Genomic DNA, 15772 nt, shown 5'->3' on the forward strand with positions numbered 1-15772 from the left:
CCCGCCAGTAACGCGTGAGGTTTTTCTTTGATTATGATGGATGTCAGACTCTCAACAGTTAGCGGTTCACTATAAACGACATCAGCAATCGTATAATCGGTCATAATCGTAGCTGGATTATTATTTACGAGGATAACCTCATGCCCCTCCTCTCGAAGAGCCAGGCATCCTTGAGTACCGGAATAGTCGAATTCAGCAGCCTGACCAATGACAATCGGTCCAGATCCTATGACTAAAACCTTTTTAGACATATGCTTTCTCCTCCTTTTTCAATTTAATCATTTTCAAGAAGTCATCGAATAACCACTCTGCGTCTTCCGGTCCAGGGTTCGCTTCTGGATGAAACTGTGCAGATAGGATTGGTTTTTCCTTGTGAGATACCCCTTCAACAGATCCATCGTTGACATTAAAGAATCGAGTCACTAAAGATGTGTCCTTAAGACTCTCCTCGTCGACGACATAATTGTGATTTTGAGAGGACAAAAAGACTTTTCCTGTCACCACATCTTTGACAGGATGGTTGGCACCGCGATGCCCAAACGTTAACTTTTTCGTATTCGCCCCATAAGCAAGGGCGATGACTTGATGCCCCATACAGATTCCAAACGAAGGATAGTGATCCAGCACCTTTTTTATTTTTGGAAGCTCATTTTGAACATCTTTAGGATTTCCCGGGCCGTTCGACAAAACGACTCCATCTGGTTTTAAATCATCGAGATGATCAATTTGTGTAAACGGAACAACGGACACTTGGATTCCTTTATTCACTAAAGACGTCAAAATTGATTTCTTCCATCCAAAATCAATGAGTACAATATGCATTGAACCTTTCCCATATGTTTGTACCCCAGCACCCTTTGACTTATAGACATGATTGTTCATCGGAACGCCAAACTTAGTCGTAGTAGTGTTGGAGAGAGACGCCTGGCGTGTTCCACCTTCACGAATCATTTTTGTTACTGCCCTTGTATCTACTTCAGTTAAATAAGGTACGTTATGCTTATTAAGATAGGCTTTTAAAGTAGTAGTAGCTAGATAGTGAGTCGCACGCTCTGCACATCGTGCCATGACCACCCCGCTCACCTGTATTTGGCTGCTCTCTGAATCATTTTCATTAATTCCATAATTTCCGATTAAAGGATACGTAAAAACCACAATCTGTCCCTTATAGGAAGGGTCTGTCAAAACTTCCTGATAGCCTGTCATCCCCGTAAAAAATACAATTTCCCCTTGAGTGGCAGCATCCCATTGTTGAGAAGCCTGCCCTTGGAACGAGTTTCCATCTTGTAAACAAAGATATCCTTGCATCATTTCACCCCATTAAATGAATATTTATTATATTTAATGTATTTTTATACAATTTTAAGGTTAAAAAGGCGGTGTTCACCTTTGGTGGCAATCACCGCACTTTATTATTCAGTTTTTATACACTTTGCAAATGATCTTGCTGTTGCAGCACTGTCGAAATAATCTGTACCGCTTTGTCCAGCTCTTCCTCTGATACATTCAATGGTGGAAGGAGCCTTACGACTTTGGGACCTGCCAATACGGCTAATAATCCTTTTTCGCGTAGTGTATGAATGACTTGGATGGCTTCGACTTCCAATTGAATGCCGAGCATCAATCCTTGCCCTCGCACTTCTTTGACAATATTCAATTGCCCTAAAGATTCTTGCAGCTTTTCTTTGAATAGCTCGCCTTTGCGTTGAACTTCTTCAAGAAAAGCAGGAGCAAAGATTGTTTCAACCGTTGCATTCACTGCAGCAGAGGCAAGCGGGTTGCCGCCGAATGTTGAACCATGAGCTCCTGCAGAGAAAGCTTCTTTCAATTTTGCCTTTCCAATCATGGCACCTACGGGGAAACCACTGCCAAGACCTTTAGCTGAGGTCACGATATCTGGATCAAGGCTGTAATGTTCATAGGCAAAAGCGGTACCCGTACGACCCATACCGGTTTGGACTTCGTCTATGACCATCAGTATTCCTGTTTCCTTACATTTCTTCTGAATAGCATTCAAGAAGGCGGCCGTTCCAGGTACGACTCCCCCTTCCCCTTGAATCACCTCTACCATGATGGCGGCTACTTCATCGTCATCGATTTGCTCCACAGCCTCCACGTCGTTATACGGGAGGTATTCAAAGGTCGGCAGCAATGTCCCGAAACCTTGTTGAATTTTTTCTTGTCCTGTAGCACTCATCGTTGCAAAAGTTCTTCCGTGGAAAGACTGTTTGAAAGTGATGATTTTTTCTTTTCCTGTATGCTTCCGAGCCAGCTTAATCGCGGCTTCGTTTGCTTCAGCTCCGCTGTTGCAGAAGAAGACATGGTCTAAATCGTTTCCTTCAATCAATTTATTTGCTGCTTCTTCCTGCAAGGGAATTTGATACAGGTTCGATACATGCCACACTTGGTCGAGCTGTTCTTGAATAGCAGCTTGAACCTCTGGTGGTCGATGTCCTAAATTACAGACGGCAATACCGGATACAAAATCTAAATAGTCGTTCCCCTCATCGTCAGTCACCGTCGTACCCGAACCTGAGACGATCGTGAGAGGAAAACGGTTATAAGTTGGAAATAAACTCATTCGACACCTTCCTTTCGCTTCGAACGAATCTTCGTTCCTTTCATATGATCTCCCTGGATTATCGCTTGCTTTCCGCTAACGATCATGACTTCTTGAAGCTGATCAGACAATGCTTCAATGGCAGATTGAACTTTAGGAATCATCCCTCCATAAATCCACCCATGATCAATCAGCGACTGAATTTCTTCAGGAGTAGATTGTTCAATTACCTCGTCATCTCGCAAAATTCCAGGAACATCTGTGACAAAAAGTAATTTTTCTGCTTTTACTGCCTGAGCGATCGCTCCTGCAGTGATGTCAGCATTAATATTAACGGTCTGCCCCGCCTTCGTTTTACCCAGGGGAGCAACGACCGGAAGATAGTCAGCATAGAGACACTGATACAGAATGTCTGCTTCCACCTTTTCAACTTTTCCGACAAAACCAAGATTCTTCTCGTCTTCGTACTCGGCTGTTATTAAGGAGGCATCTGACCCCTTGATTCCGAGAGCTTTTATCCCTTGTTTCAATAACGCTGAAGTGATTTGAGCATTCACCTTACCGCCCAATGTCATTTCGACGACTTCCAGGGTTTGCTCATCGGTCTTCCTCAACCCGTTATGAAATTCACCCTCGATTTCCAAACGAGATAGAAGCGATGTAATTGCCGGCCCTCCGCCATGGACGATAATGCAATGATAATGGTCAAGCAGCTCAGAGAAACTATCGTAAAACTCCTGAGTCAGCTGATCAATGATACTTCCACCCATTTTCACAACAATAATCGGTTTCTGATCAGGTTCGGTAGCTTGCGTTGATTTTGACATAGTCATACGTCAAGTCGCACCCCCAAGCTGTACCCTTTCCTTCTCCAGCATGTAAACGAATATCGATTTTAACTTCTGAGTTACTCAAATCTTCACTCGCCTGTTCCTCAGAAAACGGACATGGCGTGCCATCACTGAATACAAGTTGATCTTCAATATAGATATCACACCCAGTCGGGTCTACCGCTGCATCACTATGGCCTATCGCTCCCACAATACGGCCCCAGTTCGCGTCCAACCCGTATACAGCCGTTTTAACGAGACTCGATCCGACTACTTTTTTCGCAATGATACGTGCATCTTCATTAGACGTGGCACCATTCACGTTCACTTCAATCAACTTGGTCGCCCCTTCTCCATCCCTCGCAATCTGCTTGGCTAAATCTTCACATACGAGCTGAAGGGCGAATTGGAACTTTTCCCAATCTGGGTGCTCCGCATTAAGAGAATCATGTTCTACACTCCCATTTGCCATTGCAAGTACCATGTCGTTCGTAGAAGTTTCTCCATCGACAGTAATCTGGTTAAATGATTTTTCGATTGAATTGCTGAGCGCATTTTGAAGATCATCCGTCTCAATCGTCGCATCCGTGGTAATAAAACCGAGCATTGTCGCCATATTTGGATGAATCATACCAGAACCTTTTGCAGCCCCGCCGATCGTGACTGTTTGGCCGTCAATTTTCGTTTGGTAACAAGCTGATTTTTCACAAGTATCCGTTGTTAAAATCGCCTTTTGAAAATCATGGGCTCCATCTTTGCTCAGTTCAACACTTTCACATCCGTAAGCAATTTTCTCCATCGGAAGTTGTTCTCCGATTACACCTGTAGAGGCAACAGCTACATAATCCTCAGGAAGGTCGAACCTCTTTGCGATCATTTCACGCATCTTATATGCATTTTCAAGTCCTTCCTTCCCAGTACATGCATTTGCAACCGCACTGTTAATGACTATGCCTTGAATTTTTCCTGATCTCTCAATACCTTCTTGTGTAACCTTTAAAGGAGGGGCTTGAAAATGGCTTTGAGTATAGACAGCTGCGACAGATGCCGGGGTATCACTCATTAATAACCCAAAATCTTTCTTTCTGTACCTGAGACCGCTGTGAACTCCACCTGATTGAAACCCAAGTGGCGATAGGATGTTTCCACCTTCAACTTTTTCGATCTGGTGTGTCTTAACTGTTTGAACCAATCCTTTTCTCCCCTTCTTATGGATATGTTGGTAAAAGACGAAGACCTGCTTCTTCTTCATATCCAAATAATAGATTCATATTTTGTACTGCCTGGCTTGCTGCGCCTTTCATCAAATTATCTATGACAGAAACGATGGTCACCCTTCGAGTCCTGGGGTCAACAGTTAACCCGATGTCACAGTAATTGGATCCGTACACATCCTTCGTACAAGGAAATTGGCCTTCTTCCTTTATTCGAACAAATGGATGAGATTCATAATAGGAGGAATAACGATCAAGAAGGTCTTGTGTCGTAAAATCTTCCTTCAAGGTGAGGTAAATGGTTGCCATGATTCCCCTTGTCATAGGTACCAAATGAGTAGAAAAAGTGATCGCTTCTGCGCTAGGATCCCAGTGGTTCAGTTGTTGTTCCACTTCAGGAATATGTTGATGCTGATTTACTTTGTAAATTTGAAAGTTTTCCTGTGTATGGGCAAAATGAGTAATTGGATTCGGGTTTTTACCTGCTCCGGACACTCCGGATTTAGCATCAACGATAATGGAAGTTGGATCAGCCAAGTGAGCTTCCACCACTGGACCTAACCCGAGTAAAGTAGCCGTTGGATAACATCCCGGGTTTGCAATAATGCTCGCTTGCTCAATTGCCTCTTTATTCCACTCAGGTAATCCATATGTCGTCTGCTCTAATAGGGTAACGGGAGCTGATTCTTTCTTATACCACTTTTCATAAGTAGTTGAATCCTTCAAACGTAAATCCCCTGATAAATCGATCACCTTAGCATGTCCGCCGATTAGCTTTGGTGAGAGATTACTAGAAACACCAGCTGGAGTTGCTAAAAAGATGACATCAAGCTCTTCCTTCATTTTCTCTGGGTTTAAGTCTTCTAAACGATGCAGTTCATCCACTTTTAATTGGTTGTAAATATCTTCAAAATACTCTCCTGCTTGTGAAGAGGAGAATAGCGTGATTGTATCAATTTTTGAATGAGAGGTGAGCAGCCTAAACAGCTCTATACCGCCATAACCGGTTGCTCCAACTATTCCTGCTTTCAAAACTAAAACCACCTCTATGTATATTTATAATAATAACTGTATATTTACAATATTATTAACCCTACTCACTCATATGTCAATAGTCATTTCTAACTTCTGCGACATTTTACAAAATTGTAACGATTATACTTTTTGTGAGATATCCGTAAACCAAATGAAAGCAATAAAATAGACCAAGGGAGTTTCTCCCTTGGTCTAAACGCTTCTATATTGAAAATGATTGGAATATCGTCTTTTCCTGCATTGGATACACTTCGCGATCCAGTAAATGATTAATGATCACTTTATTTCTATGAACCGCGAGCCCTAGGTTGGTGGAACCTACGCCATGCGTATGAGATATCCCACTATGAACATAAATTTCATTCACTGAGGATTCCTGCTGTTTCAGACGATAGTCTGCTGTCACTTTGTAACGTCCATCTTCATCCCACTCAATAAGATCACCTAAATGATGCACAAATGCAGGGACATTCGGTTTATATCCTGTCGCTGCAATGACGACTTCACTGTCGTGAGAGAATTCCTCTTTCTTTTGCCAGTGGTAGCAGCTCAACTCATATCCGCCATCTGACTTCCTCTTAATATCGTTCACTTCGCTTAGCACCTGCAAATCTACATTCAAATCTTCCCGACCTACGGAATACTCGTAAAGCAAATTATATATATCATTGATCGTATGGTTGCTGATTCCTTTATAATACAACCCTTGAGAAGCAAATATCTCATCCTTTTGCTTCTGTGGCAGCTGATAGAAGTAATTCACATAGTCTGGTGAAAAGTGTTCCAAACTTAATTTCGATTCTTCCATTGAAGCGAACCCCGGAGAACGTGTAATCCAATCCAGACGGAATCCGCAATTTCGCTGCTCCTTCAATAGTTCTCTGAAGGTTTCTGCAGCACTTTGCCCTGACCCTACGACCGTAACGGATTTCGCACGGCGGCAGCGTTCTTGATTCGGTAGGAAATCTGCTGTGTGAAAGACCTCATCCGTAGGAAACCCCTGGAAGGATTTCGGCATGACTGGTTCACTGCCCGTTCCCATCACTAAGTTTCTTGAACGATAAGCAGTTTTTTCATTGGAAGAAAGATCGATAACTTCCACTTCAAAATATTCTTCATGATCTTTGACGTGTCGTACCCCTGTCACGCGTTTTCCAAATTGACAGCTTTTTAATTGTCCAGCGACCCATTGACAATAGTCATTGTATTCACGTCTTGGTATATCGAGGCGCTGTAAAAAATAAAATTGGTACATTCGTTCATTTTTACTGATGTAATTCAAAAAACTGTATGGGTTTGTCGGATCAGCCATCGTCACTAAGTCAGCAAGAAACGGCACCTGCATTTTCGTACCTTCAATAAGCATTCCCGGGTGCCAATCAAAGTTTTCATTCTGCTCAAAGAACAGACTGCCTACGTTTTCAAATCCATCAAGCAGGGCAGCTAAACTTAAGTTAAAAGGGCCCACCCCTACCCCAATTAAGTCATACATCTTCTCATGTTGTCCTATCATAAATTCACTTCTCCTTTTTCTGAAAAGCCATCCTCTTCAGAAATCATTACGCTAGTTATATGGTACCATAATCTTACGAAAACTATAATAGGATTTAAAAGCCATGGACAGAGGTGACTGAAATGAGCGGCGTAGACTGGAAAAAGACAGGCAATCGAAATGACTTCTTAGATTACTTACTATTAGCAGATGAAGATGAAACGATTGTGAAATCGTATATCAAAGACGGAGACATGTTCGAACTATTATATAGTGGAAAGACCATCGGTGTTTGCTTATTCACTTTCCCTAATGAAGATACAGTAGAAATTAAAAACATCGCCATTGCTGAAGCATGTAGAGGTCTAGGTATAGGCAAACAGGTTGTTCAAATCGCTATCTCTCATTACCAGAAGAAAGGTCTTCATCACATGATCGTGGGAACGGCGAATTCGAGCATTGAAAATATTGCGTTTTACCAAAAAGCCGGTTTCCGCTTCCATGAGATCAGAAAAGATTTTTTCCTATCCTACCCTCAGCCTATTTTTGAAAATAACATCCAAGCTTTAGATATGGTGGTTTTCCACCTGCCTCTCAAAAAATAACTAGAATATGATGGGAGAAAATTAAGTAATTGACATTTTCCGCTATAAATTATTAGAAAATTCGAATATATTTCAAAAATATTAAAGAATACTGTTGTATTTTCTTTGAACTTGAAATATAATTTACTCAAGTTATTGAAAACGGTTTCAAAATTTAAAGTTATTGGTTTAGCAAGCATTTATACTTTTTCATTTGGACATTTTTGAAATCGGTTTCAATAATTCATAAGCAAAAGAAAGGGGGTTTGATAGTGGTAACGATTGATGATGTAGCCAGGTTGGCTGGACTCTCTAAATCAACGGTTTCAAGGGTAATTAATAATTACCCGCATGTTTCTCCAGCTAAAAAGCAAAAAGTATTTCAGGCTATGGATGCGCTTGGCTATGTCCCGAACTCTTCTGCACGAAGTCTCAGGAATAAAAAGACGCAAATGATTGCGGTTCTTGTTCCCAGGCTGATGAACCCATTCTTCGGTCAACTGGTAGAATCCATGGAAGTAGAGGCAACCAGGAACGGGTTCCAGCTATTGATTTGTCAGACGATGTATTCGAAGGAGACAGAGCTCGGCCACTTGGAATTATTAAAGATGAAACAAGTCGATGGCATGATTTTAGCTTCTATGGAAAATGAATGGGAAACCGTTTCTGAATACTTACCTTATGGCCCATTAGTGATGTGTAACGAGTTTGAGGATTCTGCAAATATCCCGATTATCAAGCTGGATCAAATCCACGGGGGGTATATTGCGACGAAGCACCTCCTTCGCCAAGGACACCAACGTCTTGCTTATTGCAGTGGCGGTCACAAAAGCATGGTTGGACAACATAGAAAATTCGGCTTTGATAAAGCCTTGAAGGAACATGGTCTGACGTTCGAGCCAAGATACGGATTTTTCAATGCCTACTCCATCGAACACGGGATAGAGGTTTTCAAGCAAATCCATCAGATGAAAGACCCGCCTACCGCAGTCTTTACAGGTAGTGATGAAGTGGCTGCCGGCATTATTACAGGCGCAAAAGAATATGGGGTGGACGTACCCGGAGAGCTGTCAGTCATCGGCTTTGACAATCAAGTGATTTCGAAGATCATGGATCCGAAAATCTCCACTGTTGAACAACCTATTGAGCTTATGGCTCAACAATCCATTCAGGTATTGATTGAGACAATTAAAAGTCAAGATTTCCCAAGAAGAGAGCGGTATGAATTTCCGCTCGAACTTATCATCCGAGAATCTACAGTGAGCGGTCCTTTAAGGGCTGTATAATACTACGAACATTATTAGGAGGTTAATTGATGAAAGCAAAACTGTGGTTTTTATCTATCCTGTTCATTTTGGTACTAGCTTTAGTCGGATGTAGTGGCGGTGGAGACGACTCGTCTTCAGAAGACACAAGCAGCGATGAAGGCACATCGGAAAACAATGAAGGCGAATCAGATGAAGTGGTTAAGCTTACGTATGCACGTGGTCAGGACTCTACTCAAGCTTCTGAAAAGCTTATTGAAGAATTCAACAAGCAGCACCCGAATATTCAAGTAGAGCTTCGTGAAATGCCTTCAGACACTGGTCAGCAGCACGATGCGTATGTCACTCAGCTGAACGCTGAATCTGCCGAAATTGACGTTATGGACTTAGACGTTGTATGGCCTGCTGAATTTGCTCAAGCGGGTTATGTTCTCGAACTCGACCGCTTCATCCAGCGAGATGGAATAGAAATGGACAAATATAACCAGGGTGCCGTTTCTGCAGCTAACTTCAATGGAAAACAATGGGCAATGCCTAAATTCATCGATGCAGGAATGCTTTTCTACCGTACCGACATCATTGGTGAAGATCAGGTTCCACAGACTTGGGACGAGCTGATTGAATCTGCTAAAGCAAATAAAGGTGCTGAAGGTACTGAGTTTGGTTATTTGATGCAAGCGAAACAATATGAAGGCCTTGTATGTAATGCTGTTGAGTTTATTGCTTCCTATGGAGGACAAATCCTGGACGAAAGTGGCGAAGTTGTCGTAAACAGCCCAGAAGCCATTAAAGGGATTTCTAAACTTGTTGAAGTAGCAACATCTGATTTTGTACCAGGAAATATCAACACATTCACTGAAGTTGAGTCTCATACAGCGTTCATTGAAGGACAATCTCCTTACATTCGTAACTGGCCTTACCAATGGAACCTAGCTAATGACGAAAACGAATCAGAAATCGTTGGAAACGTAGGTGTCGCACCGCTCCCAGAAGGTGATGCAGGTTCTGCTGCTGCTCTAGGCGGCTGGATGTCAGCGATCAACAAATACTCTGAGCACAAAGAAGAAGCATGGGAATTCGTTAAATTCATGACAGGACCTGAAGGACAGAAGATCTCTGCTATTTATGGCGGTCTAGCTCCTACTCTTCCTGAACTTTTCGAAGATCAAGAAATTCTAGATGCCAACCCGTTCTTCAAAGAAGAAGGTTTCCAAAACGCTCTAGATGCAGCTGTTTCCCGTCCAGTAGCACCTAACTACCCTGAAGTTTCTGAAATTCTGCAAATTAACCTTTCTAAAGCCATTGCCGGTGAACTTTCTCCGGAAGAGGCAGCCGCTGCAATGGAAGAACAACTGAAGAACGTCATGCAATAACTTGGATTTAACGATTTAGCCTTCAAGTTGGACGACAGCTTGGAGGCTGAATCCCTTTATGGCCTAAAGGAGGGACTATTTTGGCAAAGAGCTTGAACGAATCACAAAAAAAGGAAAGAAGACTTGGTTATCTACTCGTCGCCCCTTCATTATTACTTATTTTAGCCATTGCGATATGGCCTGTTATCCAGTCCTTTTATTTTAGTTTATTCGATTACCGATTGAACGACCCTGCAAAGTCTGACATCCACTTTTCCTACACTTTAGACTTAGAACAGTACTTAGACAGCCAACCATTCTTACTTACTGCACTTGATGATGAAATCGAAGAAGCGCCCCCAGAAGTTGCTTCTACTCTAAAAGATATCAAGAGTAATATGAAGGCGTACGATGAAGAACTTTTGCAAGATGAAGACCTTGCCAAACGCTATGAAAAAGTGAATGAGAAACTGTTCAATTTTGAAATTCCCAGTGATGATTTAAAGTTCGTTGAGATCGATCGCTCTTTTGGTGAAGACTTCAAGGAGACATTCGAACAGGTAGAGCGGCGTTTGAACGAACTTGAAGATCAGGAAGCCCTAACGCAGGCAAATCGTCTGACGGGTCTAGCCAGTGCGATTAATGACAGTATTATTGAGCCCAACTTCATCGGATTCAATCACTATGAAAAAAACCTGACTGATTCACGTATGTGGCGTTCACTAATGAATACGGGTATTTTCACCTTAGTTTCCGTAGGATTTGAACTTGTACTTGGTATGGGAATCGCCCTTTTGATTAACAAAGCATTTTTCGGACGTGGATTAGTACGAGCCTCGATTTTGATTCCGTGGGCAATTCCAACTGCCGTATCCGCACTCATGTGGAAATTCCTTTACGACGGGCAGAATGGAATAGTTGCCCATTTCTTTGAACAAATTGGCATTATCGACAGCATGAGTAACTTGCTCACAACTTCCACAGGTGCCATGGCAGCTGTCATTTTAACAGATGTATGGAAAACAACACCATACATGGCATTACTGCTTTTAGCCGGGCTGCAGACCATTCCTTCCTCGTTGTATGAAGCAGCAAGTATTGATGGTGCCAGCAAGTGGAAGCAGTTCATCAAGATTACCTTACCTTTGATCAAATCTAGTATTCTAGTAGCTCTCCTTTTCCGTACGTTGGATGCGTTCCGCGTATTTGACTTGATCTTCGTTCTGACAGGTGGAGGACCAGCGAACTCAACAGAAACGATCTCGATACTCGCCTACAAAGTCATGTTCTCACAAACGAATTTCGGAGAAGGTTCTGCCCTTGCCGTTATCGTTTTCATCTGTGTAGCGATCATATCAGCGATCTACATTAAGTTCCTTGGATCAGACCTCCTTGGAGACGGAGCTAAAAAATAAAGGAGTGAGAAAAAATGCAGAATAAAGCAGGCATTCGGTTTTACCTGTTCTTAGCGATCTTTGTGTTTATCATCATGTTCCCGTTTCTTTGGATACTCCTAAGCTCCATCAAGCCTTTATCTGAGCTGTTCGGGGCACAGGCGTTCAACTGGTTTACAAGTGATCCGACGATCCAAAGTTACGTGTCCGTGTTCACCAATTACCCTTTCTTAAGATATTTATGGAATAGTACCGTTGTATCTGTGATTACAACTGTCTACACCGTTTTCGTAGCAGCATTTGCTGCCTATGCGATTGCAAGGCTGAGGTTCAGAGGGAAGTCGATTATCTTAGGAGTGGTTTTATCCGTTTCGATGTTTCCTCAGATTGCAACCATCTCCCCTATCTATATTTTCTTGAAAAATGTAGGGCTTACAAATAGTTACTTAGGGTTGATCATTCCTTACACAACTTTCGCTTTGCCGCTTTCCATTTGGCTTCTTGTTACGTTCTTCCGCAAAATCCCATTCGATTTGGAAGAATCAGCAAAGATGGATGGTGCATCAATGATGCAAACGTATTTCCGCATCATTTTGCCACTGGCCATTCCAGGAATCTTCACAACGGCGATTCTCGTGTTTATCGCTGCTTGGAATGAATTCCTATTCGCCTTGACGATCAATACAGCGGAAAGTTATAAAACCGTCCCAGTAGGAATCGGGATGTTCCAAGGTCAATATACCATTCCTTGGGGGGAAATCTCGGCCGCTACCGTGATCGTAACGGTTCCTTTGGTCATCATGGTCTTATTTTTCCAACGTCGGATTGTTTCTGGTCTTACATCAGGTGCCGTCAAAGAATAACGAGAGGAGAGATCATTCATGTCAAAAACCACTCAGTGGTGGAAAGAATCGGTTGTTTACCAAATTTATCCCCGGAGCTTCAATGACAGTAACGGTGATGGGATCGGTGACATTGAAGGGATTATTCAAAAGCTGGACTATCTCGTAGAACTAGGTATAGATGTAGTCTGGCTCTCCCCTATTTACAAGTCGCCCAATGATGATATGGGATACGATATTAGTGACTATCAAGACATCATGGCTGAGTTCGGAACGCTTGAGGATTGGGACAGATTGATTACTCAAATGCATGAAAAGGGTCTTAAACTCGTCATGGACCTCGTGGTCAATCATACTTCTGATGAACATCCTTGGTTTGTGGAATCAAGGAAATCGAAGGACAATCCATATCGAGACTACTATATCTGGCGACCGCCTAGTGAGGACGGAAAAGAACCGAATAACTGGCAGTCTTTCTTTAGCGGATCTGCCTGGCAGTATGATGAACAGACAGAAGAATACTTTCTGCATCTGTTTACGAAAAAGCAGCCCGATTTAAACTGGGAAAACCCTGAAGTCCGTCACAAAGTATACGATATGATGAAATGGTGGCTGGACCGCGGTGTCGATGGCTTCCGGATGGACGTCATCAATCTGATTTCCAAAGTAGAAGGCCTACCGGATGCTCCGATCGCTAAACCTGAAGAAAAGTATCAATGGGGAAGCGACTATTTTGCAAACGGTCCCCGCTTTATGGAATTCATGAATGAGATGAAAGAAGAAGTGCTGGATCATTATGATATTTTAACTGTCGGTGAAACCGGCTTTGTTACTCCTGAAGAAGGAAAGCAGTTTACAAACGAAGAGGACGGAGTATTGTCTATGCTCTTCCAATTCCAGCATATGGATATTGACGCTCAGCCTGGCGGGCAAATGGGCAAGTGGGAGATCAAAGACTGGAAGCTTACCGAATTAAAAGAGATTATGTCCAAATGGCAAGTCGAGCTTTACAACAAAGGCTGGAACTCTTTGTATCTTGAAAATCATGACCAGCCCCGTTCGGTATCACGGTTCGGTGATGATGATGAATACCACAAGGAAAGCGCGAAGATGCTTGCAACCTGGTACCACATGATGCAAGGAACGCCTTATATTTACCAGGGTCAAGAGCTGGGTATGACGAATGTCCACTTTCCTTCTATTGAGGATTACAAAGATGTGGAAATCATCAACTTGTGGAATGACCTTGTCGAGACAAGAGGCTTTGATCCAGACAAAGTCCTTCACTCCATCCATGAAAAAGGCCGCGATAACGCACGTACTCCTATGCAGTGGGATGATTCTGAAAATGGCGGCTTTACAGAGGGCACACCGTGGATCAAAGTGAATCCAAACTACAAAGAGATTAATGCAGAAGCAGCACTAAAAGATCCGGACTCTATTTTTTATCACTACAAAAAACTTGTTCAGCTTCGTAAAGAGCACGATGTCATCGTGTATGGAGATTACAGACTCGTATGGGAAGACGATCAGCAAGTGTATGCGTACACCCGCTCCTACGAAAATGACAACCTGCTTGTGATTGCAAACTTCAAAGGTGAAGAGCTTGAACGTGAGTGGCCGAAGGACTTCGATTACGGCAATAGTGACATTTTGATTCAAAATTACGAAGAAGCTCCTAAGGTAAACGAAGATACACTCACCCTCCGCCCTTATGAAGCTGTCGTTTACAAATTTTAATGTAGAAAGCGGCCCTAAACGGGGCCGTTTTTTTTTGGATTGTGTTGATTTATTCCCTAACGGTTCGTCATTGTTCCTTATTATGTATGTGTTGTTCCCTGCCTCAAGTTGATTGTTCCTTTTCCTGAACGTATCTAAAAACCATTTTCATAAAAACAATGAAATACGCACATGCTAACTAAAAATCTACTCGAAAGGAGCATGTGCGATGAAACAGAACCAGAATAAGAACCAAAAAGATAGCAAAAAATCGGATACAAATGCTCCTCGCCCTCTCCTTCCTTCTGTAGATACAAGTCTCGAATTTATTAAAGAGTCACTCGGCGGCAGCTCAGACCTCGTTGTGAGACGCATTACGATCAATAAGTCTCCCTGCGCTGTCTTATATATTGACGGACTCGTCGATAAGAATACCGTCCAGGATTTTATCATGGAAGCACTCATGCTTGAAATGCCTTCGAGACGGGCATCCGTCAACCATTTGTATCAAATCATTAAAGATGCATCCTTGCCGATTGGTGAATTAAGTGAAGTAGAAAACTATGAGGACCTTTTCAAAAGATTGTTATCTGGAGAGACGATCTTCCTCTTAGATAAAGAGAAAAAAGCTTTATCGGCAAGCACAAAGGGTTGGAGAGACCGTGGGGTACAAGAGACGACATCGGAAAGTGTCATTCGCGGTCCTAAGGAAGCCTTTACCGAAACCTTACGTACGAATACGGCGTTGTTAAGAAGAAAGATCAAAGACCCTACACTCAGAGTGGATGCAAAATCAATTGGAAAGCTTACCCATACCGATGTAGCAGTTGTTTATCTGGAAGGCACAGCTCAGGATTCGGTTGTAAAAGAAGTTCACAAGAGACTAGACCAAATTGATATTGATGGAATACTTGAGAGTGGTTACATCGAAGAATATATCCAAGACGCTCAATATTCTCCTTTTCCAACGGTCTATTATTCAGAGAAACCTGATGCAATCGCTGCCGGTATTTTAGAAGGCCGTGTGGCCATCATTACGGACGGTACACCAGACGTACTTCTTGCTCCGGCCTTGTTCGTTAACTTTTTTCAATCAAGTGAGGACTACTACCAGCGAGCGGATATTGGGACGCTCATTCGTATTTTAAGATTGATTTGTTTTAATATCGCCTTGTTTATGCCTTCGTTATATATCGCCTTTACGACTTTTCATCAGGAGATGATCCCTTCTCCCTTATTGATCAGCTTAGCTGCTCAGCGGGAAGGGGTCCCTTTTCCGGCTTTTGTCGAGGCCATGATTATGGAATTAACCTTTGAGATTTTGAGAGAAGCTGGAGTTCGATTACCGAAACCTGTTGGTTCGGCCGTCTCGATCGTCGGGGCGCTCGTTCTTGGACAGTCCGCTGTGCAAGCTGGTCTAGTCTCACCAGCTATGGTCATTGTCGTCGCCTTAACTGCCATCAGTAGCTTTGTTGTACCCGCCTA

Annotated in this window: 14 protein-coding genes; 7 read left to right on the forward strand and 7 right to left on the reverse strand. The window is 42.7% G+C overall.

The window, feature by feature from the left end; genetic code table 11:
* From LD39_RS03280 to LD39_RS03310, 7 genes are all read right to left on the reverse strand, one after another.
* A partial coding sequence (locus tag LD39_RS03280; protein ID WP_035542872.1) for a hypothetical protein occupies window positions 1-251 on the reverse strand: 251 nt, incomplete at its 3' end.
* Window positions 244-1308 (reverse strand): carbamoyl phosphate synthase small subunit, encoded by a 1065-nt coding sequence (locus LD39_RS03285; RefSeq protein WP_035542874.1) that lies wholly within the window; start codon window positions 1306-1308, stop codon window positions 244-246. The genes LD39_RS03285 and LD39_RS03280, both read right to left, overlap by 8 nt.
* Before the next feature lie 115 nt (window positions 1309-1423).
* A complete protein-coding gene (locus tag LD39_RS03290; RefSeq protein WP_035542876.1) occupies window positions 1424-2581 on the reverse strand; it encodes an acetylornithine transaminase in 1158 nt (385 codons plus the stop codon).
* Window positions 2578-3387, reverse strand: coding sequence for an acetylglutamate kinase (gene argB, locus LD39_RS03295; protein ID WP_231572505.1), 810 nt, complete (start codon window positions 3385-3387; stop codon window positions 2578-2580). Before argB ends, LD39_RS03290 begins: the two co-directional genes overlap by 4 nt.
* Window positions 3356-4582 (reverse strand): bifunctional ornithine acetyltransferase/N-acetylglutamate synthase, encoded by a 1227-nt coding sequence (gene argJ, locus LD39_RS03300; protein ID WP_035542878.1) that lies wholly within the window; start codon window positions 4580-4582, stop codon window positions 3356-3358. The genes argB and argJ overlap by 32 nt, the downstream gene beginning before the upstream one ends.
* A gap of 16 nt (window positions 4583-4598) precedes the next feature.
* Window positions 4599-5636 (reverse strand): N-acetyl-gamma-glutamyl-phosphate reductase, encoded by a 1038-nt coding sequence (gene argC, locus LD39_RS03305; RefSeq protein WP_035542880.1) that lies wholly within the window; start codon window positions 5634-5636, stop codon window positions 4599-4601.
* 205 nt (window positions 5637-5841) lie between these two features.
* Complete coding sequence (locus LD39_RS03310) at window positions 5842-7152, reverse strand: lysine N(6)-hydroxylase/L-ornithine N(5)-oxygenase family protein (protein ID WP_052158708.1); 1311 nt, start codon at window positions 7150-7152, stop codon at window positions 5842-5844.
* Between the two features lie 122 nt (window positions 7153-7274).
* On the opposite strand from LD39_RS03310, the gene LD39_RS03315 reads away from it, so the two are divergent.
* The 7 genes from LD39_RS03315 to LD39_RS03345 form a co-directional block, all read left to right on the forward strand.
* On the forward strand, window positions 7275-7736 hold the full coding sequence (locus LD39_RS03315; protein ID WP_035542882.1) for an N-acetyltransferase: 462 nt from the start codon (window positions 7275-7277) through the stop codon (window positions 7734-7736).
* Between the two features lie 251 nt (window positions 7737-7987).
* Window positions 7988-9001: a LacI family DNA-binding transcriptional regulator gene (locus LD39_RS03320; RefSeq protein ID WP_035542884.1), complete on the forward strand. Its 1014-nt coding sequence runs from the start codon at window positions 7988-7990 to the stop codon at window positions 8999-9001.
* A 29-nt stretch (window positions 9002-9030) separates the two neighbouring features.
* Window positions 9031-10353 carry an ABC transporter substrate-binding protein gene (locus tag LD39_RS03325; RefSeq protein WP_035542886.1) on the forward strand — a complete coding sequence of 441 codons (1323 nt, stop codon included), beginning with the start codon at window positions 9031-9033 and terminating at the stop codon, window positions 10351-10353.
* Between the two features lie 92 nt (window positions 10354-10445).
* Window positions 10446-11747 carry a carbohydrate ABC transporter permease gene (locus LD39_RS03330; RefSeq protein ID WP_035542895.1) on the forward strand — a complete coding sequence of 434 codons (1302 nt, stop codon included), beginning with the start codon at window positions 10446-10448 and terminating at the stop codon, window positions 11745-11747.
* A gap of 14 nt (window positions 11748-11761) precedes the next feature.
* Window positions 11762-12589 carry a carbohydrate ABC transporter permease gene (locus tag LD39_RS03335; RefSeq protein ID WP_035542888.1) on the forward strand — a complete coding sequence of 276 codons (828 nt, stop codon included), beginning with the start codon at window positions 11762-11764 and terminating at the stop codon, window positions 12587-12589.
* An 18-nt stretch (window positions 12590-12607) separates the two neighbouring features.
* Window positions 12608-14308 (forward strand): alpha-glucosidase, encoded by a 1701-nt coding sequence (locus LD39_RS03340; RefSeq protein ID WP_035542889.1) that lies wholly within the window; start codon window positions 12608-12610, stop codon window positions 14306-14308.
* A 208-nt stretch (window positions 14309-14516) separates the two neighbouring features.
* A partial coding sequence (locus tag LD39_RS03345; protein ID WP_035542890.1) for a spore germination protein occupies window positions 14517-15772 on the forward strand: 1256 nt, incomplete at its 3' end.

It is taken from the genome of Halobacillus sp. BBL2006 (assembly GCF_000786645.1).
Lineage (GTDB): Bacteria > Bacillota > Bacilli > Bacillales > Halobacillaceae > Halobacillus.

Coding starts and splice junctions, on each gene's coding strand:
- LD39_RS03325 (WP_035542886.1), top strand. CDS start 9,031: ATGAAAGCAAAACTGTGGTTTTTATCTATCCTGTTCATTTTGGTACTA.
- LD39_RS03310 (WP_052158708.1), bottom strand. CDS start 7,152: ATGATAGGACAACATGAGAAGATGTATGACTTAATTGGGGTAGGGGTG.
- LD39_RS03315 (WP_035542882.1), top strand. CDS start 7,275: ATGAGCGGCGTAGACTGGAAAAAGACAGGCAATCGAAATGACTTCTTA.
- LD39_RS03340 (WP_035542889.1), top strand. CDS start 12,608: ATGTCAAAAACCACTCAGTGGTGGAAAGAATCGGTTGTTTACCAAATT.
- LD39_RS03290 (WP_035542876.1), bottom strand. CDS start 2,581: ATGAGTTTATTTCCAACTTATAACCGTTTTCCTCTCACGATCGTCTCA.
- argB (WP_231572505.1), bottom strand. CDS start 3,387: ATGTCAAAATCAACGCAAGCTACCGAACCTGATCAGAAACCGATTATT.
- LD39_RS03335 (WP_035542888.1), top strand. CDS start 11,762: ATGCAGAATAAAGCAGGCATTCGGTTTTACCTGTTCTTAGCGATCTTT.
- LD39_RS03285 (WP_035542874.1), bottom strand. CDS start 1,308: ATGCAAGGATATCTTTGTTTACAAGATGGAAACTCGTTCCAAGGGCAG.